The sequence below is a fragment of the Streptomyces sp. WI03-4A genome, from assembly GCF_033792105.1.
GTDB lineage: Bacteria > Actinomycetota > Actinomycetes > Streptomycetales > Streptomycetaceae > Streptomyces > Streptomyces collinus_A.
In genome coordinates this window covers 1-22129 of sequence record NZ_JARAUO010000029.1, presented here as the reverse complement: position 1 = coordinate 22129, position 22129 = coordinate 1, and the positions used below count along the sequence as shown (strand labels likewise).

Below are 22129 nucleotides of genomic sequence, written 5' to 3'. Positions count from 1 at the left end.
CCGGGGGGCCGGGTCAGGGCCCCGGTGGGGTCAGACCAGGGACCCGTACAGGCCGGGACGGCGGTCCTTCAGGTACGGGTTGGCCTCGCGGGAGGCGGCGAGGAAGGCGGGGTCGGCGTCGGCGACGATCAGTTCCTCACCGCGGCCGGCGCGGCTGCGGGCGATCCCGTCGGGGCCGGCCAGGGCGGAGAGCCCGAAGAACTCGAACTCGCCCTCGTGGCCCACCCGGTTGACGTACGCGACGTACATCTGGTTCTCCCAGGCGCGCACCGGCACCAGGGACTCGGCGACGAACTGGAACGGGTGCATGTTCGCCGTCGGCACGACGAGCAGGTCGGTGCCGGCCAGGGCGTGGGCGCGCGCGTTCTCCGGGAACTCGACGTCGTAGCAGATCATGATGCCGACGGTCATGCCGCCCAGCCGGGCCTGCACGAGCGACTGCTCGCCCGGGGTGAAGTGGTCGCGCTCGGCGCAGCCGAAGAGGTGGGTCTTGCGGTAGTTCGCGAGCCGGGTGCCGTCGGCGGAGATCAGCTGGGCGGAGTTGTACACCGTCCCGCCGTCGCGCTCCGGGTAGCCGTAGACGACGGCCAGGCCGTGCCGGCCGGCGATGTCCGCGACCGCGTCGGCGGAGTCGCCGTCGGCGGGCTCGGCGAGGCGGGCGATGTCGTCGCCGATCGCGTACCCGGTGAGGAACATCTCCGGCGCGGCCAGCAGCGCGGCGCCCGAGGCGGCGGCCCGGCCCGCGGCGGCGTCGAGGACCTTGAGGTTCTCGGCGACGGAGCCGGGGCGGCCGGAGCTCTGGAGCAGGGCGGTGCGCATGCGGGGTCCTCACCGGGGAAGCGGGGGTTCTGGGTGGCCCGGCCGTATTTTCGGGGGCCACGAAGACGGTACGGTCGGCGCGCTCGGCCGGACAAGAAGGAGCCGTTGCGCGCCTGTGCGCGGTTCGTTGCGTGGAGACCGGGCCGGGCGGCGATTCGTTGCGCGCCCCCGGTGCCGGTTCCCGTCCTCCCCCGGACACAGCCGGGGTCGAGGCTCCCCGCCGGACGGGGGAGGCCGGGTGCCGCCCGCGGGGCGATGTGCGCGCGGCTCGGCGGCAGGAGAGTGGTGAGCGCTCAGTTCACGCCGTTGACCTGCGGAAAGGTCTCTCATGCAGCGTGGCACGAAGATCGCCGCAGGCTGCCTCACCACCGCGCTGCTGTTCAGCGCCGGCAGGGCGGGGGCGGCGCCGGCCGCCGGCGGCGGGGAGCACCGGCGACTTCCGGGTGGTGCCGTGGCAGCCGCGGCTCCAGGCCGTGTCCGCAACGTCCCGCCTGCCACACGGCCGGCGGCCTACAGCTCCCGCAGCCGTTCCATGATCTCCCGCAGCAGGCCCGGATCGGTGGCGGGGCCGTCGGCCGTGACGCGGCGCGGCTCGCCGATGCGGACCAGGCCCGCCTCGGCCAGGTCGCCGAGCAGGACTCGCAGGACGGTCAGCGGCAGATCGGCGTCGGCCGCCAGCTCCACGACCGGTCGCGGGCCGCGCCTGATCAGGTCGAGCAGGGCGGCGCGGGCGTGGTCGACGTCCGGTCCGCGAGTGCCGGTGTCCAGCGCGCTGACCGGGGACATGAGGTCGATGGGGTGCGCGCCCGAGGGCCGGGTGCGGCCGCGGGTCACCGTGTAGGGGCGGACCATCGACCCGGTCTCGTCCTCGTACCAGTGCTCGTCGCTCACCGGCGGGTCAGGAGGCCGAGCGGTTGGCGGCGTCCAGGTGGCGGCCGAGGCGGCGGACGAGCAGGGCCATCTCGTGGGCGAGCTGTCCGACGTCGGTGCGCGCCTCGCTCAGCACGGCGAGGCGGCTGCCGTGCCCGGCGGGGGTGATGAAGAGGTAGGCGTCCTCCAGCATGACCATGGTCTGGCGCACCTCCCCCGCCTCGAACCGCTCCCCCGCCGAGCGGGCGAGGCCGTGGAAGCCGGAGCAGACGGCGGCCAGGTGTTCGATGTCCCGTCTGCGCATGCCGTCCGAGCTGCTCAGCGGAAGGCCGTCGGCGGTGAGCAGCACGGCCTGGCGGACGTGGTCCGTGCGGGCCACGAGGTCGTCGAGCAGCCAGCCGAGATCCGTCCCCGGTGCGCCGGCGACCGGGGACGGGTTCTCGGGGTTCTGGTCGTCACCGTGCATCGTCGGTGTCCGTCCCTTCGTCGGCGTGGGTGGGCACTGCGTCCGCGTCGGTGACGTCGGCGCTGTCGGTGATGTAGGTGCTGCCGGTGATCGAGTCGCCGCCGGGGAGGGGGGTCTTCGCGTCGGGTCCGTCCGGGCCGCCGGCCGCGGGCAGGCCCTTGCGCCCGCGGTCCAGGCCCCGCTGGAAGGCGCCGAAGATCGCGCGCATCTCGTCGGCGTCGATCTCGCGCGCGGGCGCCGCGGCCCGGGGCGGCGGCTCCTCACGCAGCTCCCGGGCGAGGGATGCCTGACGGGTACGGGTGGGCAGCGCGGGGGCGCCGGGCGCCTCGGGTCCAGGCTCGGGCGCGCTCCGTCGCCGCGACGGCAGCCCCGCCGCCGGCTCGCCCGCCTCGGGACGCCGCCCGGGGAGCGGCTGCTCCGCACCGGGCCGGGGAGAGGCGTCAGCGGCGTCGGGCACGCGCCCCCGCCGCAATGGCAGCACCGTCGCCGGCTCGGCCGCCTTCGGCCGCTGCCCGGGAGAGGGCTGCTCCGCACCGGGCCGGGCAACGGCGTCGGCGTCGGCGCCCCCACGTGTATCGAGGTCGGCCCCGGCGACTGGGACGGACGTGTGCGCCAAGCCTTCACCTGCGCCTGCCCCGGTGCCGGACGCGGTCCCCGCCCCGGCACCGTCCCCGGCCACCGCACCGGTACCCGCACCGAGACCGGCCCCGGCGACGGAGTCGGGGGCGTGCGCCGAGCCGGCACCCGCCCCCGCCGCACCAGCAGCGGACGCGACCTCGGCGACGGAGCCGGACGCGTTCCCCGCGCGGGCACCGCCACCGGCCACCGCAACGCCACCGGCCACCGCCCTCGGCCCGACGCCCGCACCCGCGCCGGCACCCGCCGCCTCGGCCAGGACGGCCAGGGGCAGCAGTACCACCGCCGTCGTGCCGCCGTACGGGGAGTCGCGGAGGGTCACGGTGATGCCGTGGCGGGCGGCGAGGCGGCCCACGACGTACAGGCCGAGCCGGTCGTGGCGGGTGGGGTCGAAGGCGTCGGGGTCGGTGAGGGTGCGCTCGGCGTGGGCGCGCTGCTCGGCGTCGAGGCCGAGGCCGCGGTCGTCGATCTCCAGGACGAAGCCGCCGCCGACCCGCCCCGGGCGCAGGGTGACCTGGGTGTGCGGCGGCGAGAACACCGTGGCGTTCTCCAGCAGTTCCGCGAGCAGGTGCGCGATGTCGGCTACGGCGTCCGCCGCGACGGCGGTCTCGGGCATCGGCGGGACCACCACGCGCGTGTAGTCCTCGATCTCGCTCACCGCCGAGGCGACGACGTCCGCGACCGGCACCGGCCCGCGCCAGCGCCGGCCGGGGGCCGCCCCGGAGAGGATGATCAGGCTCTCCGCGTGCCGGCGCATACGGGTGGTCAGATGGTCGATGCGGAACAGCTGGCGCAGCACGTCGGGGTCGTCCGTGCGCCGCTCCAGCGTGTCGACCAGCTTGAGCTGGCGGTGGACCAGCGCCTGGTTGCGCCGGGCGATGTTGAGCAGCACGGCGAACAGGCCCCGGCGCAGCCCGGCCTGCGTGACGGCGGCCTCCACCGCGGCGTGCCGCGCGGTGTTGAACGAGCGGCCGACCTGCCCGATCTCGTCGTCCCCCGCCTCGTCGGCGGCGAGCGGCGGCGCCTCGGCGAGCGCGTCCACCCGCTCCCCCGCGCTCAGCCTGCGCATGACGTCCGGGAGCTGCCGGGTGGTGAGCACGTCAGCAGCGTCCCGCAGGGTCTCCAGGCGGCGCGAGATGCGCCGGGCGCCGCGTACCGCGAGCCACAGCGACAGCGTCACGGCGGCGAGCCCGGCCGCGCCGACGACGGCGGCCTTGGTCAGCTCGTGGTAGGCGAAGGCACGCCCGCGCGCGGCGGAGTTCTCGGCGGAGCGGGTGCACAGCCGCATGTAGCGCTTGACGGCCCGGTCGGTGGTGGACCGCCAGGTGCCGGCGGCGACGGCCTGCCCGGCCCGTCCGGCACCGGCCCGCAGCAGCGCGTCCTCGCCGCGCACCAGCGAGCGGTAGGTGCCGTCGCGCTGGAACCGCTCGAACAGGGCGCGCGAGTCGGCGGGCAGGTCGGGCACGTAGGTGCGCTCGAAGACGCGCCGGTCCTCGATCGTCGAGGTCAGCATGTCGTACTGCCGGTCGGTGAGGGTGCCGGCGGCGCGCGCCCCGGCGACCAGGGCGTCCTCACGGGAGACGAACTCGCGGACCCGGACCAGTTCGGTGACGACCTGGGCCTCGCGGGCGAGCTGCCCGGCCTGGAGCGCGGTGAGCGTGGACTGCACGTCGAAGCCGGGCTCGACCAGCGTGCTGTAGGCGTCGACCGCCCGGTCCCAGGTGATGTCCCGGGCGAGCACGCGTTCGCGCAGCCCTTCGAGCTTGCCGGTGGCCGCGATCATGGTGTCCAGGGCCTGCCGTTGGCGGTCGGTGAGCCGGTCGCGGTCCCCGTCCCGGACCGCCTGGCGCAGGGCGTCGACGGCCCGGTCGGTGCGGCGCTGCTGACCGAGCAGGTCACCGGCGGCGGCCGTGTCGCGGCGGGTCCCGAGGTAGGCGGCGGACATCCGGCGCTCGATCTGGATCTGCCCGACCGCGGTGTCCACGGGGGTGCCGAAGTCCTCGTACACCCCCTGGAGCCGGATCAGCGCGCGCAGTTCGGCCGTGACCGACACCATGGCGAAGCTCCACAGGGCCATCAGCGCGACGGCCGGGGCGAGCGCGAGCGCCACGATCCGCGAGCGGACGGTGGTGGGACGGCCGAGGGGCCAGCGCATGGGTACCTGCCGGTGTTACCAGTCGGTAGAAAGTTCGGCACAACCTACGGGATCAAAACCGGCCACGCAATGGTGACCTGCGGTAACCCCCGGTCACCCGGCCGGCAGGGCGAAGGTCGTGACGACCGCCGCGTGGTCGGAGGGCCACTCGTTGCCCGCCACGTCCGGCCAGGGCCGCGGGGTGCCGGTGACCAGCGTGCGGGAGTCGAGCACGGTCAGGCCGCGGTGCAGGACGTAGTCGATCCGGTCCTGTGGTTCGGGCCGCCCGCTGCCGTCCTCGTGCACCGGGTGGACCGGCGACCAGGTGTGCCCGGGTCGGGCGGCGGGGTCGGGGTGGGCCTCGCGGAAGGAGTCGGCGAACCCCGCCTTCTCGGCCGCCTCGGTCACCGGCCACCGGACGTCCGGCCAGTCCAGGTGCGAGGGGCAGTTGAAGTCGCCGACGAGCACGACCGGGACGCCTTCGCGCGCGGACCCGGCGATACGGTCCAGGGCGTCGCGCATCTGGCCGAGCCGCAGCTCCTCGTGGGCGATCAGCTCGTCCGCCGGCAGTCCGTCGAAGGCCGCCTCGTAGGGCCCGTACGGCGCGTGGTGCAGGTGTGCGGTCCAGACGTCGACCTCGTGGCCGGGGGCGACCGCGATCCGGACCCCTGCCGCGCCGTAGAAGCCGACCTCCGGGTCACCGAAGCGGGCGGTGATGGGGTGACAGCTGAGGACGCCGAGGTTCTCGCCGGCCCGGTGGTGGTGCCAGCCGAGGGCCTCGGCCAGCTCCTGGGCGGCCGTCCCGCCGGTCTCCTGGAGCCCGACGACGTCGGCGCCGCTGCCGAGGACCGCCTCGACCTGCTTGGCGCGGTGGTCGTCGACCTGGCTGCCGCCGAGCCACAGGTTCCAGCTCATCACGCGGAGCCGGGGTACGACCATGCGTTCCAGACCTGCGGCCGTGACCCCGGTCAGGCTGTCCCGGACGGTCCGGCCGGGCGCCTCGGCGATCGGCGCGAGCGAGGGCACGGCGAGCACCGCGCACCCGGCCGCCTCGGCGGAGGCCACGCCGGTCCCGGTGTCCTCCACGGCGACACAGGCCGCGGGGTCGACGCCGAGGTCCCGGCAGGCGGCGAGGTAGGGGTCGGGGGCGGGCTTGGTGCGGGCGGTGTCGTCGGCGGTGACGGACGTGACGAACCGGTGGGCACCCAGGGCGTCGAGGACGACGTCGGCGACCGCGCGCGGGGACGCGGTGACCAGGGCGGCCGGGATGCCGTCGGCGGCGAGGGCGTCCAGCAGCTCGACGGCGCCGGGGCGGGGCACGATGCCGGTGCGGACGCGCTCGGCGAACTCGCGGTGCAGGTCGGCGGCGAGCCCGGCGGCGGGCCTGCCGGTGGCCGCGGCGAGCCAGCCGGCGGTGTGCTCGACGGGGCGGCCGAGCACCTCCGGCTGGTCGGCTTCGGTCAGCGCGCGTCCGGCGACCTGCTCGACCGCCTCCCACCACAGGCGTTCGGTGTCCACGAGGGTGCCGTCCATGTCGAACAGGACGGCACGCAGCCGGGCGTGGGGGCGGTCGGGGGTGTGGGGGGTCACGGCGGGGTCTTTCCTCACTTCTGGATACGTTCGGCCACCAGCACCGGCCGCTCGGGCAGCGACACGGTGACGGCGGTTCCGGCGCCGAGGCCGGCGGCCTCGTGCGCGGGCAGGTCGGCCTTGGCCTCGGTGCCGTCGGCCAGTCGTACGGTGACCCGGACGACCGCGCCGAGGAAGGCGGTGGCGACCACCCGGGCGCCGCCCCGCTCGTCGGCAGCCAGCCGTACGGCCTCGGGCCGCACCAGCACGTCCACCGGGCCGTCGGGCACCTCGCCCTCGGCCGGCAGCCGCTGCCCGAGCACGTCGGCGGTGCCGTCCTTCAGCACGCCCGGCAGCCGGCTCATGGTGCCCACGAACTCGGCGACGAAGGCGGTGGCGGGCCGCCCGTACAGCTCGGCGGGCTCGGCGCACTGTTCGAGCCGTCCGTCCCGCATGACGGCGACCCGGTCGGCGACGGACAGGGCCTCCTCCTGGTCGTGGGTGACGAACAGGGTGGTGATGCCGAGCTCCTGCTGGAGCCGGCGGATCTCCTCGCGCAGCGTGAGGCGTACCTTGGCGTCCAGCGCGGACAGCGGCTCGTCGAGCAGCAGCACCCGCGGGCGCAGCGCGAGGGCGCGGGCGAGCGCGATGCGCTGCTGCTGGCCGCCGGAGAGCTGGTGCGGGTAGCGGCCGCCCTTGTCGCCGAGGCCGACCAGTTCGAGCAACTCGGCTGCGCGGGAACGGCGTTCGGCGGTACGGACCTTGCGCATCCGCAGCCCGAAGGCGACGTTGTCGAGGGCGTCCAGGTGCGGGAAGAGGCTGTACGACTGGAAGACCATCCCCGCGTCGCGGCGGTGGGCCGGGACCCGGGTGACGTCCTCACCGTCCACCAGGACGGCGCCGGAGTCGGGGTGCTCGAACCCGGCGAGCATGCGCAGCGCGGTGGTCTTGCCGCAGCCGGACGGGCCGAGCAGGGCCAGGAACTCGCCGGGCCGGACGCTCAGGTCGAGTCCGTCGAGGGCGACGGTGGATCCGAACTCCCGCCTCAGAGAGCGGAATTCGACGGTGGCGGCCTTGGCGGCCGTTGCCTTCTCGGGCGTGGTGACGGTCATGGCGGTTCATCCCCGGTCGGAAGCGGTTCGGGCGCGTCCGCCGCCGGCACCGGCGAGCGCGAGGAGCAGGGCCCAGGTGACGAGCAGGCTGAGCACGGACACGGCGACGGACATCTGGGCCTGCGAGCCGCCGACGTCGTAGATCCAGACGGCGAAGGGCCGGAAGCCGAGGAGCTGGGCGACGGTGAACTCGCCGAGGACCAGCGCCAGGGTGAGGAAGGACGCGTTCAGCAGGGCGCCGCGCAGGTTCGGCAGCACGGCCCGGACGAGCGCCCGCGGCCAGGAGGCACCGCAGCTGCGGGCGGCCTCGACCAGGGTCCGTACGTCGACGGAGCGCAGTCCGGCGTCCAGGGCGCGGTGGACGAAGGGCAGCGCCATCACGACGTAGGCGAGGAGGAGGACCACCGGGAAGTTCTCGTTCTGGATCGCCACGAACGTCTGGAACAGCGGGGTCCGGGACAGGTGCTCCGGCCCCCACTTCAGCACGGTGACGATGCCGGCGACGAACGCGATCGGCGGCACCACCAGCGGCAGCGAGCACACCACCTCGACCACCGGCCGCAGCCGGGGCGTGCCGAGCCTGAGCGCGACCGTGGCGGGCACCATCAGCAGCAGGACGACCGCGATGGTGGCGACGGCCAGCTCCAGCGAGAGCAGCAGGCTGGAGACGAAGCCCTCGGTGGACAGGATCCTGGTGTAGGCGTCGAGGGTGACGCCCTGTCCCGGCACGTCCACCGTGAAGATCACGGAGGCGGTGAGCGGCACGAGGAAGTACAGGGCGGCCAGGCCGAGGACGGCCCACCGCCACGGGGTCAGGCGTCGAGCCATCGGGCGCTCCGTCGTTGCAGGGGCAGGTACACGGCCATCACCAGGGCCGCCACCAGCACCATGTCGAGGCTGAGGGCGAGGGCGACGTTCTCCTGGCCGACCAGGACGTTGCCGGACAGGGCGTCGGCGATCTGGAGGGTGACCAGCGGGACCGCGCTGCCGACCATCGCGGCGGCGGTGGCGTAGGCGGCGAAGGCACTGCCGAAGAGCAGCACCAGGCCGCCGAGCAGGGAGGGCGCCAGCACGGGCAGGGCCACGTGCCGCCAGTACTGCGCCCCGGTGGCGCCGTTGTTCAGCGCGGCCTCCCGCCACTGGGAGCGCAGGCCCTCCAGGGCCGGGGTGATGGTGAGGACCATGAGCGGGATCAGGAAGTACAGGTAGACCAGGACCAGGCCCCAGAAGCTGTACAGGTCCCAGCCGCTGTCCTTCAGGCCGAGGTGCACGGTCAGCACGCCGGCGTTGCCGAGGGTGGCGACGAAGGCGAAGGCGAGCGGGACCCCGCCGAAGTTGGCGAGCACACCGGACGCGGTCAGCACGGCCTCGCGCAGCGCGCGGGAGCGGGAGCCGACCACGGCCTGCGCGAGCGGCAGCCCGAGCAGGGCGCCGAGCGTGGCGGAGACCGCCGACAGCTTGACGCTGCCGAGCAGCGCGGTGAGGTACGGGCCCTGGAGCGAGGTGGTGAGGTTCCCGGTGGTGTGGGAGGTGGCGCCGGTGGCCGGGTCCCTGACCGTGAAGGCGCCGTCCAGGACGGCGAGGGCCGGCAGCCCGAAGGCGATCGCCGTGAACACCAGCAGCGGCACCACGGCGAGCCAGCCGGGGGCGTGGCGCCGCCGCTTCGCCGGAGCGACGGGCGCCACGTCCGCGCGCGGGAGGGCGGCGGTCATCCGGAGACGGCCTTGCCCCAGCCCTGCGCGAGGGCCGTCTTGGCCTTGCTCTGCTGGTCCTCGGTCGGGAAGGCGGGCGTGCCGGTGACCTTCGGGAGCTTGGCGGCGGCCGTCTTGTCGAGGGTGCCGGCCCTGTCCATGGCGGTCATCAGGGCGGGGCGGGCGTAGCCCTTGAGCCACAGGTTCTGGCCCTCGGCGCTGTAGAGGTACTCCTGCCACAGGCGGGCGGCCGCCGGGTGCGGGGCGTCCTTGTTGACCGCCTGGGAGTAGTACTGGGCGTACTGGCCGTCGGCCGGGATGGAGACCTTCCAGTCCACGCCCTTGGACCGGAACTCGTCGGCGTAACCGGCGTTCAGGTAGTCCCAGTCGATGGAGATCGGGGTCTCGCCCTTCTCCACGGTGGCCGGGGTGGACTCGACGGGCGTGTAGTTGCCGTTCTTCTTCAGCTTGGCGAAGAAGTCCAGGCCGGGCTTGATGTCGTCGAAGGAGCCGCCGTCGGCGAGGGCGGCCGCGTAGACGCCGCCGAAGGCCGAGCCGGACTTGGTGGGGTTGCCGTTGAGGGCGACCTGGCCCTTGTACTGCGGCTTGAGCAGGTCCTTGAAGGTGGTGGGGCAGGTCTTCACCCGCTTGGCGTCGCAGCCGATGGAGATGTAGCCGCCGTAGTCGTTGTACCAGCGGGCCTGTGGGTCCTTCTGCGCCTCGGCGATGTCACCGTAGGCGGCCACCTTGTACGGCGCGAGCAGGCCCTGCTGGGCGGCGCTGAGGGCGAAGGAGCTGCCGAGGTCGAGGACGTCGGGCGCGCGGTCCTGGCCCTTCCTGGAGGTGACGGCGTTGATCTCGTCCTGGCTGGAGCCGTCGGGGCTCTCGTCCTCGATCTTGATGCCGTACTTCTTCTGGAAGCCGTCGATGATCGCGCCGTAGTTGGCCCAGTCGCGGGGCACCGCGATGATGTGCAGCTTCCCCTCCTTCTTGGCCGCCGCGACCAGGGCGTCCAGGCCGCCGAAGTCGGCCGCCGAGGTGGCGGTGGCGGCGTTCTTGCCGGTCTTGGTGGTGCTGGCCGCGTTGTCGGGGGCGGCGCCGCAGGCGCTCAGCGCGAGCGCGGCGACGACGGCGAGGGAGCCGCCGAGGACGGCGTTTCTCGGCAGGGACACGGTCACGGTCTCTCCAGGGGGCGCACGAGGGTGGAGTGATGCGGGGAACTTGTCTGAACAAGTTGGCCTCAGTACGCCCGGCGCCGGTGTCCCGTCCGTGAACGCCGGTGAAACACCGGCCCCTGTTTCCCTGCACACTTCCGGCTGCCACGGATCATGCTCGAACGTCGATTAGGCTGGTCACGCTGTGCACAGCGGCCTACGCAGAGGGGAAGCATGACGGCGCGACACGAGGAGATCGCGGACGAGTTGCGCCGCGCGATCGACCGGGAGGAGTACACGGTCGGCAGCCGGCTGCCCTCGGAGTCGGAACTGGCCGCGCACTACGGCGTCTCGCGCGGTACCGTCCGGCAGGCCGTCGCGGCGCTGACCGCCGAGGGGCTCATCGGGTCCCGGCAGGGCGCGCGCCGGGTGGTCCTGGCCGGCCGTCCCAACCAGAGCTTCGAGGAGCTGCGCAGCTTCGCCCAGTGGGCGCGGGCCATGGGCCGGGAGGCGACCGGCCGTGTGGTGACCCAGGAGTACCGTCCGGCCGGCCACGAGGACGCCGTACGTCTGCAACTGGCCGTCGGTGTCCCGGTGCTGCACGTGCTGCGGGTACGCGGCCTGGACGGCGAGCCGGTGCTGCTGGAGCGGACGGTGTACGCCGACTGGATCTCACCCGCGGTCGAGGCGATCGAGCCCGGCTGCGCCTCGGTCACCCAGCGCCTGTACGACGACACCGGTCTGGTCTTCGCCTACGGCGAGCACGTCATCGACGCGGTGGCCGCCGGCGCGCTGGACGCCGAGCTGCTCGGGGTGCGCCGGACGAGTCCGCTGCTGCGGGTGCGGCGCGTGACGACGACGCGCGAGGGGCGCCCGGTGGAGTGGTCGGACGACCGCTACCGGCCGGACGCGGTGAGCTTCAGCGTGCACAACTCGATCGGGAACAATCCGCTCGCGCGGAAGACGGCGGAGTAGCGGGCGGGGGCGCGCTCGTCGCCGGGTGCGGGTCCGCGGTGGTCGCTCGCGCAGTTCCCCGCGCCCCTGCCTGCCCGTCCCTATCCCGGCGCTCCGGAGGAGAAGCGGCGCAGGAGGGGGGACAGGACCAGGACCGACTTGGTGCGTTCCACGAAGGGCTCGCCCGCGATGCGCTCCAGGACGCGTTCGAAGTGGCGCATGTCGGAGGCGAAGACCTGCACGACGGCGTCCGCCTCGCCGGTGACCGTCGACGCGGCCACGACCTCCTGGTAGCGCTCCAGCCCGCGCTGGATCGTCTCCGGCGAGGTGTTGCGCCGGCAGTAGATCTCGACGAACCCCTCGGTCTCCCAGCCGAGGGCCGCCGGGTCCACCCGGACGGTGAAGCCGGTGATGGCGCCGGTGGCCCGCAGCCGGTCCACCCGCCGTTTGACGGCGGGGGCCGACAGGCCGACCATCTGCCCGATGTCCGCGTAGGAGCGGCGGGCGTCCTCGGCGAGGGCGTGCACGATGCGTTCGTCGAGATCGTTCAGCACGGGCGGTGGTTCACTTCTCCGGTTCGGTCACTTCTCTGCCGCCGGCGCGACGTCCGGGTCGGCGGTCGCGAGGCGGGAACGGCGATAGCCGTAACCGAAGTAGAACACGAGCCCGACGGCCATCCAGACACCGAACACGACCCAGGTCACGGCGGAGAGGCTGCCCATCATCCACACGCAGAAGGCGAAGCCCAGCGCGGGCAGCACCGGCGACAGCGGGACGCGGAAGGTGCGTTTCATGCCCGGGCGGGTCCGGCGCAGCACCACGACGGCGACGTTGACCAGAGCGAAGGCGAACAGCGTGCCGATGCTGGTGGCGTCGGCGAGCTGGCCCAGCGGGACAGCGGCGGCCAGGACGCCGCAGAACAGGGAGACGATCACCGTGTTGGCGCGCGGGGCGCCGGTCTTCGGGTGCACCTTGGCGAAGATCTTGGGTACCAGGCCGTCGCGCGACATCGCGAAGAGGATGCGGGTCTGGCCGTAGAGCACGGTGAGGACGACGCTGGCGATGGCGATGACGGCGCAGAAGGCCAGCAGGGTGCCCCAGAAGGTCTGGCCGGTGACGTCCTTCATGATCTGGGCGAGCGCGGCCTCGGAGTCGTTGAACTGCCGCCACGGCTTCGCGCCGACGGCGACCGCCGCGACCAGCACGTACAGGGCGGTCACGATGACCAGGGACAGCATGATGGCGCGGGGCAGGTCGCGCTGGGCGTTCTTGGCCTCCTCACCGGCGGTGGAGGCGGCGTCGAAGCCGATGTAGGAGAAGAACAGCGTGGCACCGGCGGCGCTGACGCCCGCCATGCCGAGCGGCATGAAGTGCGCGTAGTTGCCGGACTTGAAGCCCATGAAGCCGATGGTGCAGAACAGCACCAGCGCGGCGATCTTCACGCACACCATGATGGTGTTGGCCCGCGCGGACTCCTTGGCGCCGCCGAGCAGGAACACCATGGCGAGGATCACGACGATCAGGGCCGGCAGGTTGAAGATACCGCCGTCGACGCCGGGCGGGTTGGCCAGGGCGTTCGGAATGGTGACGCCGATGGTGCCGTCCAGCAGCTCGTTGAGGTACTCGCCCCAGCCGACCGCCACGGCGGCCACCGAGACGCCGTACTCCAGCAGCAGGCACCAGCCGCAGACCCAGGCGATGAGTTCGCCCATGGTCGCGTACGCGTACGAGTACGAGGAACCGGCGACCGGGATGGTGCCCGCCAGCTCGGCGTAGGACAGCGCCGAGAAGAGCGCGGTGAGACCGGCGATCACGAAGGAGAGGGTGACGGCCGGGCCCGCCTTCGGCACGGCCTCGCCGAGGACGACGAAGATGCCGGTGCCGAGCGTGGCACCGATGCTGATCATCGTCAGCTGCCACAGCCCGAGGGAGCGGCGCAGCGACCCTCCCTCGCCCTGGCCGCCCTCAGCGACCAGGCGTTCGACGGGCTTGCGGCGCATGAGGCGCGCGGCGACGCCCGGGGACGCGGGGGCGGCCGTTCTCTCGTTCTGCGGGGGTGCGCCTTGGTCGAGCACGCGCGGGCTCCTTATCGCTGCCGGTCGATGGGCGCGGGAACGGGCGGGAGCCCCGCAGGGGCAGGGACCCGCCGAGCGGAGTTCCCGCCACGCCACGTACAGCGCAGCACACTACGGGGGACAGCTTCACGGGCGTAATGCAGCAACCTTGCGCGCCCGGGCACCATCCTTGCGTTCATCCGCCCGAAACGCCGATTCGTTGCGCTCACGCTTTCGACCGTTGCGCACCCCCCCTCACCAGCGCCTTTTACGGAGTCTTGGTCCGGCGTCCCGGCCCGGGTACGCCGACGGCCCCCGCCCTCCCGGTCGGGGAGGGACGGGGGCCGTCGGTCAGGGCGTCACGGGACGGCCGGAGCCGGCCCGCGGCGGCTCAGCTCCAGCTGGCGTGCAGCGGCTTGCCCTCGGCGTAGCCCGCGGCGCTCTGGATGCCGACGATGGCCTTCTCGGCGAACTCCTCCAGGGAGCCGGCGCCCGCGTAGGTGCAGGACGAGCGGACACCCGCGATGATCGAGTCGATCAGGTCCTCCACACCGGGACGGGCCGGGTCGAGGAACATGCGCGAGGTGGAGATGCCCTCCTCGAACAGCGCCTTGCGGGCCCGGTCGTACGACGACTCCTCAGAGGTGCGGTTGGCCACGGCGCGCGCGGAGGCCATGCCGAACGACTCCTTGTACAGGCGGCCGCCCGCGTCCTGCTGGAGGTCGCCCGGGGACTCGTAGGTGCCCGCGAACCAGGAGCCGACCATCACGTTGGACGCGCCGGCCGCGAGGGCCATGGCCACGTCGCGCGGGTGGCGGACACCGCCGTCGGCCCACACGTGCTTGCCGTGCTTGCGCGCTTCGGCGGCACACTCCAGGACGGCCGAGAACTGCGGCCGGCCCACGCCGGTCATCATGCGGGTGGTGCACATGGCGCCCGGGCCGACACCGACCTTGATGATGTCCGCGCCGGCGTCGATCAGGTCCTTGACGCCCTCGGCGGAGACGATGTTGCCCGCCGCGATCGGCACGTGCGGGTCGAGCGCGCGGACCAGCTTGATCGCGCTGATCATCGACTCCTGGTGGCCGTGCGCGGTGTCGATGACGAGCGTGTCCACGCCCGCGTCGAGCAGCTGCTTGGCCTTGCCGGCCACGTCGCCGTTGATGCCGACGGCGGCGGCGACGCGCAGCTTGCCCCGGCTGTCGACGGCCGGGGTGTAGAGCGTGGCGCGCAGCGCGCCCTTGCGGGTCAGGATGCCGGCGAGCCTGCCGTCCTTGTCCACGGCGGGGGCGTAGCGGCGGTTGTGGGTGTCCAGGGTGGTGAACGCCTCGCGCGGGTCGATGTCCGCGTCCAGGAGGAGCAGGTCCTTGGACATGACCACTTCGAGCTGGGTGAAGCGGTCGACGCCGCTCAGGTCGGCGTCCGTGACCACGCCGACGGGGCGCTGCTGGTCGTCGACGACGACACCGGCGTTGTGGGACCGCTTGGGCAGCAGCGCGAGGGCGTCGGCGACGGTCTGGTGCGGGGCCAGCACGATCGGGGTGTCCAGCACCAGGTGGCGGCTCTTGACCCAGGAGACGACGTCGGTGACCACGTCGATCGGGATGTCCTGCGGAATGACCACCAGGCCGCCGCGCCGGGCCACCGTCTCGGCCATGCGGCGGCCGGCGATGGCGGTCATGTTGGCGACGACGAGCGGGATGGTGGTGCCCGTGCCGTCCGGCGAGGAGAGGTCCACTCCCTGACGCGAGCCGACCGCTGAGCGGCTCGGCACCATGAAGACGTCGTCGTACGTCAGGTCGTACGCGGGCTGGATGTCATTGAGGAAACGCACGTGCCGCACATCCCAGTCGATCAGAGGTGACCCCCCGACGGGTGCGCCAGGGGGAAAGAAGCACGTACTTCATTCTCCCATGACGGGCGCGCTGCCCGGCCCCCACAGAACCTCCAGGCCCGGCGGAGAGGGTCTAGGAGGATCCTCCAAGGGCCAGCACGACGGCGAGCCGGGGCGTGCGGTCGACTGCCTCGGCGAACACGTCCTGCGCCGTCAGCCACTCGCCGGGGGCCGCGTCCGCGTACGGCCGCCAGCCCCGCACGACGACCAGCATCCCGCGCTCGACGGCGGTCTCGGGCCACACCGTGTGGTCGCCGAGGGAGTCCGCGAGCGCGTCCCAGTTGCGGCCGAACCAGTCGGGCAGCGCCAGCGCCCGGGCGGCCCGGTCCATCAGGCCGGCCTTGTCGGTGACGCCCGTGAGGTCGAGGGTGACCACGAGCCGGTCCGTCAGGTCTTCGCTCATCTCAGCACCGCCCGGAACGAGGTGTAGTGGTCATCCGTGTAGTAGATCTCCCCGCCCTGGCCGGTGACGAGCCGCCGCGCGCCGCGGTCGTGCGCGCCTGGGGTCGGCACCGTGTACTCGTGGTAGTAACCGCGCGGGTGGCCCGGCAGCAGCCCCTCCAGGTTGCCGAAGACGATGCCGTCCCTGGCGTACGGGAAGGGGCCGCCCCGGTCGATGAGGGCGAGGGTCCGCCGGGCCTCGGCCGGGAGCCGGGACTCCTGCACGGTGGCGGTGCCGCGGGCCCAGGCGGGTGTGGACGCGCCGGAGGCCGGCGTGGTGCCCGCGCCCGCGTTCGTGCCCGGGTGCGTGCCGGGTGAGCATCCCGCCAGCAGGGCGCAGAGGCAGACCAGCAGGCTCGCGAGGGCGCGCAGGAGCCGCGGGAACGGTCGGGGGACGAGCGGGGGCAGCATGCCGCCGATGCTGCCACGCCCGTCCCGTCACGTACGCCCCGCGACCCGCCGCGGGGGTGTCTCAGTGACCGTCCGGGTCCGCCCGGCTGAGGGCGGGCTTCGGGGTCGGGCCCGCCGTCATCAGGTAGTCGGCGGCCGAGGTGTCGGTCACCAGGCTGGTGACCAGGCCGGAGCGCAGCACCGCGTCGATCGCGGACGCCTTGCGCTGCCCGCCGGCGATCGCCACGACCTCCGGGATGCGGCGCAGCTGGTCGGTCTTGACCGTGATGCACCGCTCCCCCAGGTCGCGCCCGATCCGGCGGCCCTCGGCGTCGAAGAGGTGCGCGGACATCTCGGCGGCGACACCGAGCGAGGCGTAGTGCGCGCGCTCCTCGTCGCTGAGCATGTCGTGCACGGTCGAGATGCCGGGCTCCCAGGAGCCGATGGAGACGCAGGCGACCGTGACCTTGTCGAAGTACTCGAAGGCCCGGGCGATACCGGTCTGGTGACGCAGCGCCCCGGCGGTGGCCGCGTCCGGCAGCAGCATGGGCGCGTAGATGGGGTGGGCGTCGCCGCCCGAGACCTGGGCGGCGCGGCGCACCGCCTCGACCGAGCCGCGCTCGGCGGTCCCGGCGTCGTACACGCCCGTCAGCTGCACCACCGTGCACGGCGGCAGCCGGTCGAGCGCCGCCGCCATGTGGATGGTGGAGCGGCCCCAGGCCAGGCCGAGCACGTCCCCCTCGTTGACGAGTTCACCGAGCAGGTCGGCCGCGACCTCGCCCAGGTTCTCCGGGTCGGGGGTCTCCTCCGCCTCGGCCGGGGACTCGACCACGACGGCGTGCCTGAGGCCGTAGCGGGCGCGGAGCGCGTCGGAGCGCTCTGCGTCCAGCTCGGCCGGGACGCGGATCTCGATCCGTACGAGATCCCGTTCGAGGGCGGTCTCCAGGACCCGGGCCACCTTGAAGCGGCTGACGCCGAACTCCTCGGCGATCTGGATCTTGGACTTGCCCTCGAGGTAGAAGCGGCGGGCCATGGCCGCCGCCTGCACCAGCTCAGCGGGTCCCATCCGCATGGCTGACCGGCCCGCCGACATACCCGACACGGCGATCTCCTCACTGCTGTTCACACTCTGGATTCGCCGTTCATCCTTGCAGATCCGGCGCGACTGCTCCGCCCTGATGGGCGCCGTACATTCAACCGTTCACGTAGCCGTGGCTCAGTGGTCGCATGCCCAGGATGCCTGGGCGGTGGCCGCGTCCGCCTGGTTGCGCAGTGCACGTACCGCCTCGGCCGGGTCCTTCGCCCCGTAGACCGCCGACCCGGCGACGAACACGTCCGCCCCCGCGTCCGCGCAGCGCTCGATCGTGGAGGCCGACACACCTCCGTCGACCTGCAGCCACAGTTCGAGGCCGTGCTTGCCGATCAGCTCGCGGGTGCGGCGGATCTTGGGGAGCATGATGTCGAGGAAGGCCTGGCCGCCGAAGCCCGGCTCGACCGTCATGATCAGCAGCATGTCGAGCTCGGGGAGCAGGTCCTCGTACGGCTCGATCGGCGTCGCGGGCTTGAGCGCCATGGAGGCGCGGGCGCCCTTGGCGCGGATCTCCCGGGCGAGCCGCACGGGCGCGGCCGCCGCCTCCACGTGGAAGGTGACGGAGGAGGCGCCCGCCTCGACGTACTGGGGGGCCCAGCGGTCCGGGTCCTCGATCATCAGGTGGCAGTCCAGCGGGGTGCCCGTGGCGCGGGCCAGTGACTCCACGACCGGCACGCCGAGCGTGAGGTTCGGGACGAAATGGTTGTCCATGACGTCGACGTGGAGCCAGTCGGCTCCCTCGACCGCCCGCGCCTCGTCCGCTAGGCGGGCGAAGTCGGCGGACAGGATGCTGGGGTTGATCTGCGCGGCCATGCCCCAAGCCTGCCATGTCGCTGCGCTTGGCAGTAACGGTGGTCTGTCGCGGTTGCGCTACGGCTGCGGGCGCGTGGGCGTCGGGCGTCCTTCTCGGTCGCGCTTCGGCTGCCGGCCGGTGGGGGCCGGTCGCGCGGTTCCCCGCGCCCCTTGGGGACGCCGGCCGGTGTCGATCGGTGCGGCGGGGGCGTCGGGGATCTGTCCCGGTTGCGCCACGGCTGCCGGCCGGTGAGGGCCGGTCGCGCGGTTCCCCGCGCCCCTCAGCCGGGACGGCCGACCGGTGTCCATCGGCGCCCTGGGCACATGTCGGGTCCGTCGCGGTCGTCCTTCGGCTGCGGGCGTGCGGGGGCCGGTCGCGCGGTTCCCCGCGCCCCTCAGCCGGGGACGGCCGACCGGTGTCCGTCGGCGCCCTGGGCACATGTCGGGTCCGTCGCGGTCGTCCTTCGGCTGCGGGCGTGCGGGGGCCGGTCGCGCGGTTCCCCGCGCCCCTCCACGGGTCAGGCGGTGCGGCGGATCAGGGACAGGTACATCGCGTCTGTGCCGTGCATGTGGGGCCAGAGCTGGATGTCCGGGCCGTCGCCCAGGGCGGGCACGTGCGGGAGCAGGGGGCGGGCGTCGATGAGTTCGGTGTCCGGGTACTGCTTGAGCACGTCGGCGACGACCGCCCTGGTCTCGGCGAGGTGCGGGGAGCAGGTGGCGTAGCCGACGACACCGCCGACCCGCACCGAGTCGAGCGCGGTGCGCAGCAGGGCGCGCTGGAGCGGGGCGAAGTTCTCCAGGTCCTCCGGGCGCCGCCGCCATCTGGCCTCGGGCCGCCTGCGCAGGGCCCCCAGGCCGGTGCAGGGCACGTCCATCAGCACCCGGTCGAAGGTGCCGGGCCGCCACGGCGGCCGGGTCCCGTCGGCGGCGATCACCTGGTACGGCCCCGGGTTGCCGTCCAGGGCCTTGGCCACCAGGCCCGCCCGGTGCGGCTGCTTCTCGGACGCGAGCAGCACGGCGCCGCGCTCGGCGGCCAGGGCGCCGAGCAGTGCCGCCTTGCCCCCGGGGCCCGCGCACCCGTCGAGCCACGCGCGGTCCGGGCCGTCGAGCGGGGCGTTCGCGAGCGCGAGGGCGACCAGCTGGCTGCCCTCGTCCTGCACCCCGGCCCGCCCCTCACGGACCGCCTCGACGGCACCGGGCTCGCCGCCCTCGGTGAGCCGCACGGCGTACGGGGACCAGCGCCCCGGTACCGCGGCCTCCTCCAGGAGCAGCTCGTCCGTCGTGGCCCGGCCCGGCCGGGCCACCAGGGTCACCTCGGGCCGCTCGTTGTCCGCCTCCAGCAGGTCCTCGATGCCGGCCCGGCCGCCGCCCAGGGAGTCCCACAGCGCGGAGACGACCCAGCGGGGGTGCGAGTGCACGACGGCGAGGTGGTCCTCGGGGTCCTCGTCGTAGGGCGGCGCGACCTTCTCCAGCCAGCCGTCCAGGTCGTTCTGCGCGACCTTGCGGAGCACGGCGTTGACGAACTTGGCCCGCCCGTCGCCGAGCACGACCCGTGCCAGCTCGACGGAGGCGGACACCGCCGCGTGGGTCGGGATCCGGGTCCCGAGCAGCTGGTGCGCGCCGAGGCTCAGCACGTCGAGCACCGGCGGGTCGACCTCGCGCAGCGGCCGGTCCACACAGGCCGCGATGACGGCGTCGTACGTGCCCTGCCTGCGCAGCGTTCCGTACACCAGCTCGGTGGCGAGAGCGGCGTCCCGCGCGTCGAACTTCTCCGGCCCCTCCTTCTCTCGCGCCTTGCGCAGCAGCGGGGGCAGCACGAGGTTGGCGTACGCGTCCCGCTCGTCCACGGCGCGCAGCGCCTCGAAGGCGAGGATGCGGACGGGGTCCTTCTGGGGACGGCGGTAGGGCTTGGCGGGCCGGTGCGGCCGCCGGGACTGCTCGCTCACGAAAAAGGTGCTCCGGATGGGAAGAAGGGGGTGCGGTTCCCAGCCTACGTCGCGACGCGGTCACCCCCGCCGCCCGGGGCGGAGCGGGGCGGCCGCCGCCGCGGCGGGCGCTCAGCCGCCGACGCGCTCGCCCTCGGTGATGCGCACCCCGCGCGCCCAGTCCGCCGCCCGCATCGGCTTCTTGCCCTGCGCCTGCACCCACAGCAGCTCGACGGCGTAGGAGCCGGTGCCGACGTGCACGTTGTTCTTGCCGACGGCGAGCTGCCCGGGGGCGAGGTCGGTGCGCTCGGGCACCGGCGCGGCCTGGACGATCTTGAGCCGCTCGCCGCGGAAGGTGGTCCAGGCGCCGGGGGCCGGGGTGCAGCCGCGCACCACCCGGTCCACGCGCAGCGCGGGCGTGGCCCAGTCCACCTGGGCGTCCTCGACGGTGATCTTGGGTGCGAGGGTGATGCCCTCCGCCGGCTGCGGCACCGCCTTCAGGGTGCCGTCCTCGATGCCGTCCATGGTGGCGGCCAGCAGCCCGGCGCCGGCGAAGGCGAGCCGGGTGAGCAGGTCACCGCTGGTGTCGGTGGGCCGGATCTCCTCGGTGACCGTGCCGTAGACGGGGCCGGAGTCGAGGCCCTCCTCGATGAGGAAGGTGGCGGCACCGGTGATCTCGTCGCCCGCCATCAGGGCGTGCTGCACGGGCGCGGCGCCACGCCAGGCGGGCAGCAGCGAGAAGTGCAGGTTGACCCAGCCGTGCGCCGGGATGTCCAGGGCGACCTTGGGCAGCAGCGCGCCGTAGGCGACGACCGGGCAGCAGTCCGGGGCGATCTCCCGCAGCCGCTCCAGGAATTCGGGGTCCCGCGGCCTGGCCGGCTTCAGCACCTCGATGCCGGCCTCCGCCGCCCGTTCGGCCACGGGCGAGGCGACCAGCCTGCGTCCGCGTCCGGCCGGTGCGTCGGGCCGCGTGACGACGGCGGCGACCTCGTGCCGCCCGGAGGCGATGAGGGCGTCCAGGGCGGGAACGGCGACCTCGGGGGTACCGGCGAAGACCAGCTTCATGGGCGGGATCGGGCCTCTCGGGCGGGGGTTGGACGGGCAGCGCACCAGTCTATGGCCCGGGCCGGACCGCCGCCCCGCCGGCCACGGACGGGCGCCCGCCCGGGAGCGGTGGTGCACGCGGAGGAGGACGGCGTACGCATATGCCTGTACGCCCCCAGCCCGTGACCAGCGGAGCGCCTACGCGTTGGTCAAGAAAGAGTTGACCACATCGGGCCGCTTTCGCGGGCCCAGTTCCTTTCAACGCCGGTTCGAGAGGCTTGTTCATGGCCGACCACGCAACCCACGACGCCCAGGCCCGGGCCAGCCTGCACTTGCTGGTGCGGGACATCGAGCGGGTCCGCCGGCAGGTGGACGCACTGCGCACGCTCACCGCCCAGCTGGGCAACGTCTACCGTCCCCGCCGCTCCGGCCCCTCCACGGGCTTCGTCGTCTACGGACGGGCACCCGCCCCGACGGTCCGCCTCGCCCAGGAGCTGCGGGACAGCGTCGAGACGCTGGTCACGGCCGCCGTGGACTTCGACCGCTCGCTGGGCTTCTCCTGGGACGCGGTGGGCTCGGCGCTCGGGGTCACCAAGCAGGCGGTGCACCGCCGTTACGGAGCCCGCCGCGCCGCCACCCAGGCCGCCGCCGAGACCGAGCGGGCGACCGAGCCGTCCGGCACCCGCACGCTCAACGCCGCGCTGCCCGCCCTGCCCGCCCTGCCCGCGGTCCCGACGGTGCCCGCCGCCCGCTCCATGCCCACCCAGCCCACCGCGGGCAGCCCCACCCTCCGCGAGGACCCGCGCCCCGCGGCCTTCCCGGCCCCCCGTAACGGCTGACCGGCACCGCCCACCCCCCTCACCCGCCCTCCCGGCCCCCTCCGGGAGGGCAGCCACACGCCCGCCGCCCCCACTCAGGGGCGCGGGGAACTGCGCGACCAACCCCCACCGGCCGGCAGCCAAAGCGACCGCGACAGCCCCAAGGTCGACCCAGGGCCCCGACAGACACCGGCGGACGCCCCCCACTCTGGGGCGCGGGGAACTGCGCGACAAACCCCACCCCCCCCCACCCCCCCCCCTCCCCCCTTCACACCC

At 74.0% G+C, this 22129-nt stretch carries 20 protein-coding genes; 2 read left to right on the top strand and 18 right to left on the bottom strand.

The genetic code is table 11. The features are described from left to right. Positions 1 to 30 precede the first annotated feature (30 nt). From PV343_RS26040 to PV343_RS26000, 9 genes are all read right to left on the bottom strand, one after another. Positions 31 to 819: a carbon-nitrogen hydrolase family protein gene (locus tag PV343_RS26040; protein WP_319149393.1), complete on the bottom strand. Its 789-nt coding sequence runs from the start codon at positions 817 to 819 to the stop codon at positions 31 to 33. 510 nt (positions 820 to 1329) lie between these two features. Next, the gene (locus PV343_RS26035) at positions 1330 to 1710 is read right to left on the bottom strand and encodes a DUF742 domain-containing protein (protein WP_319149392.1); all 381 of its coding nucleotides are present in this window, start codon (positions 1708 to 1710) and stop codon (positions 1330 to 1332) included. Positions 1711 to 1717: 7 nt separating this feature from the next. Continuing rightward, positions 1718 to 2155 (bottom strand): roadblock/LC7 domain-containing protein, encoded by a 438-nt coding sequence (locus PV343_RS26030; RefSeq protein WP_317442245.1) that lies wholly within the window; start codon positions 2153 to 2155, stop codon positions 1718 to 1720. Further along, complete coding sequence (locus tag PV343_RS26025; RefSeq protein WP_319149391.1) at positions 2145 to 4946, bottom strand: nitrate- and nitrite sensing domain-containing protein; 2802 nt, start codon at positions 4944 to 4946, stop codon at positions 2145 to 2147. Before PV343_RS26025 ends, PV343_RS26030 begins: the two co-directional genes overlap by 11 nt. Positions 4947 to 5039: 93 nt before the next feature. Then, on the bottom strand, positions 5040 to 6515 hold the full coding sequence (locus PV343_RS26020) for an HAD-IA family hydrolase (RefSeq protein ID WP_319149390.1): 1476 nt from the start codon (positions 6513 to 6515) through the stop codon (positions 5040 to 5042). A 14-nt stretch (positions 6516 to 6529) separates the two neighbouring features. After that, positions 6530 to 7606: an ABC transporter ATP-binding protein gene (locus tag PV343_RS26015; RefSeq protein WP_319149389.1), complete on the bottom strand. Its 1077-nt coding sequence runs from the start codon at positions 7604 to 7606 to the stop codon at positions 6530 to 6532. A 6-nt stretch (positions 7607 to 7612) separates the two neighbouring features. Beyond that, positions 7613 to 8434, bottom strand: coding sequence for an ABC transporter permease (locus PV343_RS26010; protein ID WP_319149388.1), 822 nt, complete (start codon positions 8432 to 8434; stop codon positions 7613 to 7615). Further along, on the bottom strand, positions 8419 to 9318 hold the full coding sequence (locus tag PV343_RS26005; RefSeq protein WP_319149387.1) for an ABC transporter permease: 900 nt from the start codon (positions 9316 to 9318) through the stop codon (positions 8419 to 8421). Before PV343_RS26005 ends, PV343_RS26010 begins: the two co-directional genes overlap by 16 nt. Continuing rightward, positions 9315 to 10475, bottom strand: a complete 1161-nt coding sequence (locus PV343_RS26000) for an ABC transporter substrate-binding protein (RefSeq protein WP_319149386.1) — start codon at positions 10473 to 10475, stop codon at positions 9315 to 9317. The genes PV343_RS26005 and PV343_RS26000 overlap by 4 nt, the downstream gene beginning before the upstream one ends. A 210-nt stretch (positions 10476 to 10685) precedes the next feature. On the opposite strand from PV343_RS26000, the gene PV343_RS25995 reads away from it, so the two are divergent. Beyond that, complete coding sequence (locus tag PV343_RS25995; RefSeq protein WP_319149385.1) at positions 10686 to 11426, top strand: GntR family transcriptional regulator; 741 nt, start codon at positions 10686 to 10688, stop codon at positions 11424 to 11426. An 80-nt stretch (positions 11427 to 11506) separates the two neighbouring features. On the opposite strand, the gene PV343_RS25990 is transcribed toward PV343_RS25995, so the two are convergent. From PV343_RS25990 to fmt, 9 genes are all read right to left on the bottom strand, one after another. Further along, on the bottom strand, positions 11507 to 11959 hold the full coding sequence (locus PV343_RS25990) for an Lrp/AsnC family transcriptional regulator (protein ID WP_020938820.1): 453 nt from the start codon (positions 11957 to 11959) through the stop codon (positions 11507 to 11509). A gap of 27 nt (positions 11960 to 11986) precedes the next feature. Further along, positions 11987 to 13480 carry an amino acid permease gene (locus PV343_RS25985; RefSeq protein ID WP_319149384.1) on the bottom strand — a complete coding sequence of 498 codons (1494 nt, stop codon included), beginning with the start codon at positions 13478 to 13480 and terminating at the stop codon, positions 11987 to 11989. Positions 13481 to 13850: 370 nt separating this feature from the next. Further along, positions 13851 to 15293 carry a GuaB1 family IMP dehydrogenase-related protein gene (locus tag PV343_RS25980; protein ID WP_319149383.1) on the bottom strand — a complete coding sequence of 481 codons (1443 nt, stop codon included), beginning with the start codon at positions 15291 to 15293 and terminating at the stop codon, positions 13851 to 13853. A gap of 133 nt (positions 15294 to 15426) precedes the next feature. After that, positions 15427 to 15756 carry a barstar family protein gene (locus tag PV343_RS25975; protein WP_319149382.1) on the bottom strand — a complete coding sequence of 110 codons (330 nt, stop codon included), beginning with the start codon at positions 15754 to 15756 and terminating at the stop codon, positions 15427 to 15429. After that, the gene (locus PV343_RS25970; protein WP_319149381.1) at positions 15753 to 16205 is read right to left on the bottom strand and encodes a ribonuclease domain-containing protein; all 453 of its coding nucleotides are present in this window, start codon (positions 16203 to 16205) and stop codon (positions 15753 to 15755) included. The genes PV343_RS25975 and PV343_RS25970 overlap by 4 nt, the downstream gene beginning before the upstream one ends. Positions 16206 to 16266: 61 nt before the next feature. Further along, positions 16267 to 17310 (bottom strand): sugar-binding transcriptional regulator, encoded by a 1044-nt coding sequence (locus tag PV343_RS25965; protein WP_020938825.1) that lies wholly within the window; start codon positions 17308 to 17310, stop codon positions 16267 to 16269. Positions 17311 to 17400: 90 nt separating this feature from the next. Further along, positions 17401 to 18087 carry a ribulose-phosphate 3-epimerase gene (rpe, locus tag PV343_RS25960; protein ID WP_020938826.1) on the bottom strand — a complete coding sequence of 229 codons (687 nt, stop codon included), beginning with the start codon at positions 18085 to 18087 and terminating at the stop codon, positions 17401 to 17403. A gap of 497 nt (positions 18088 to 18584) precedes the next feature. Then, complete coding sequence (locus tag PV343_RS25955) at positions 18585 to 20012, bottom strand: RsmB/NOP family class I SAM-dependent RNA methyltransferase (RefSeq protein ID WP_319149380.1); 1428 nt, start codon at positions 20010 to 20012, stop codon at positions 18585 to 18587. A gap of 111 nt (positions 20013 to 20123) precedes the next feature. Then, positions 20124 to 21056, bottom strand: a complete 933-nt coding sequence (fmt, locus tag PV343_RS25950; RefSeq protein ID WP_319149379.1) for a methionyl-tRNA formyltransferase — start codon at positions 21054 to 21056, stop codon at positions 20124 to 20126. A gap of 263 nt (positions 21057 to 21319) precedes the next feature. Here fmt and PV343_RS25945 point away from each other — a divergent pair, with 263 nt between their 5' ends. Beyond that, positions 21320 to 21874 carry a hypothetical protein gene (locus PV343_RS25945; protein WP_319149378.1) on the top strand — a complete coding sequence of 185 codons (555 nt, stop codon included), beginning with the start codon at positions 21320 to 21322 and terminating at the stop codon, positions 21872 to 21874. The last annotated feature ends 255 nt before the right edge of the window (positions 21875 to 22129 follow it).

Coding starts and splice junctions, on each gene's coding strand:
- PV343_RS26040 (WP_319149393.1), bottom strand. CDS start 819: ATGCGCACCGCCCTGCTCCAGAGCTCCGGCCGCCCCGGCTCCGTCGCC.
- PV343_RS26030 (WP_317442245.1), bottom strand. CDS start 2,155: ATGCACGGTGACGACCAGAACCCCGAGAACCCGTCCCCGGTCGCCGGC.
- rpe (WP_020938826.1), bottom strand. CDS start 18,087: ATGGCCGCGCAGATCAACCCCAGCATCCTGTCCGCCGACTTCGCCCGC.
- PV343_RS26005 (WP_319149387.1), bottom strand. CDS start 9,318: ATGACCGCCGCCCTCCCGCGCGCGGACGTGGCGCCCGTCGCTCCGGCG.
- PV343_RS25945 (WP_319149378.1), top strand. CDS start 21,320: ATGGCCGACCACGCAACCCACGACGCCCAGGCCCGGGCCAGCCTGCAC.
- PV343_RS25995 (WP_319149385.1), top strand. CDS start 10,686: ATGACGGCGCGACACGAGGAGATCGCGGACGAGTTGCGCCGCGCGATC.
- PV343_RS25970 (WP_319149381.1), bottom strand. CDS start 16,205: ATGCTGCCCCCGCTCGTCCCCCGACCGTTCCCGCGGCTCCTGCGCGCC.
- PV343_RS25975 (WP_319149382.1), bottom strand. CDS start 15,756: ATGAGCGAAGACCTGACGGACCGGCTCGTGGTCACCCTCGACCTCACG.
- PV343_RS26025 (WP_319149391.1), bottom strand. CDS start 4,946: ATGCGCTGGCCCCTCGGCCGTCCCACCACCGTCCGCTCGCGGATCGTG.
- PV343_RS26010 (WP_319149388.1), bottom strand. CDS start 8,434: ATGGCTCGACGCCTGACCCCGTGGCGGTGGGCCGTCCTCGGCCTGGCC.
- PV343_RS26015 (WP_319149389.1), bottom strand. CDS start 7,606: ATGACCGTCACCACGCCCGAGAAGGCAACGGCCGCCAAGGCCGCCACC.
- fmt (WP_319149379.1), bottom strand. CDS start 21,056: ATGAAGCTGGTCTTCGCCGGTACCCCCGAGGTCGCCGTTCCCGCCCTG.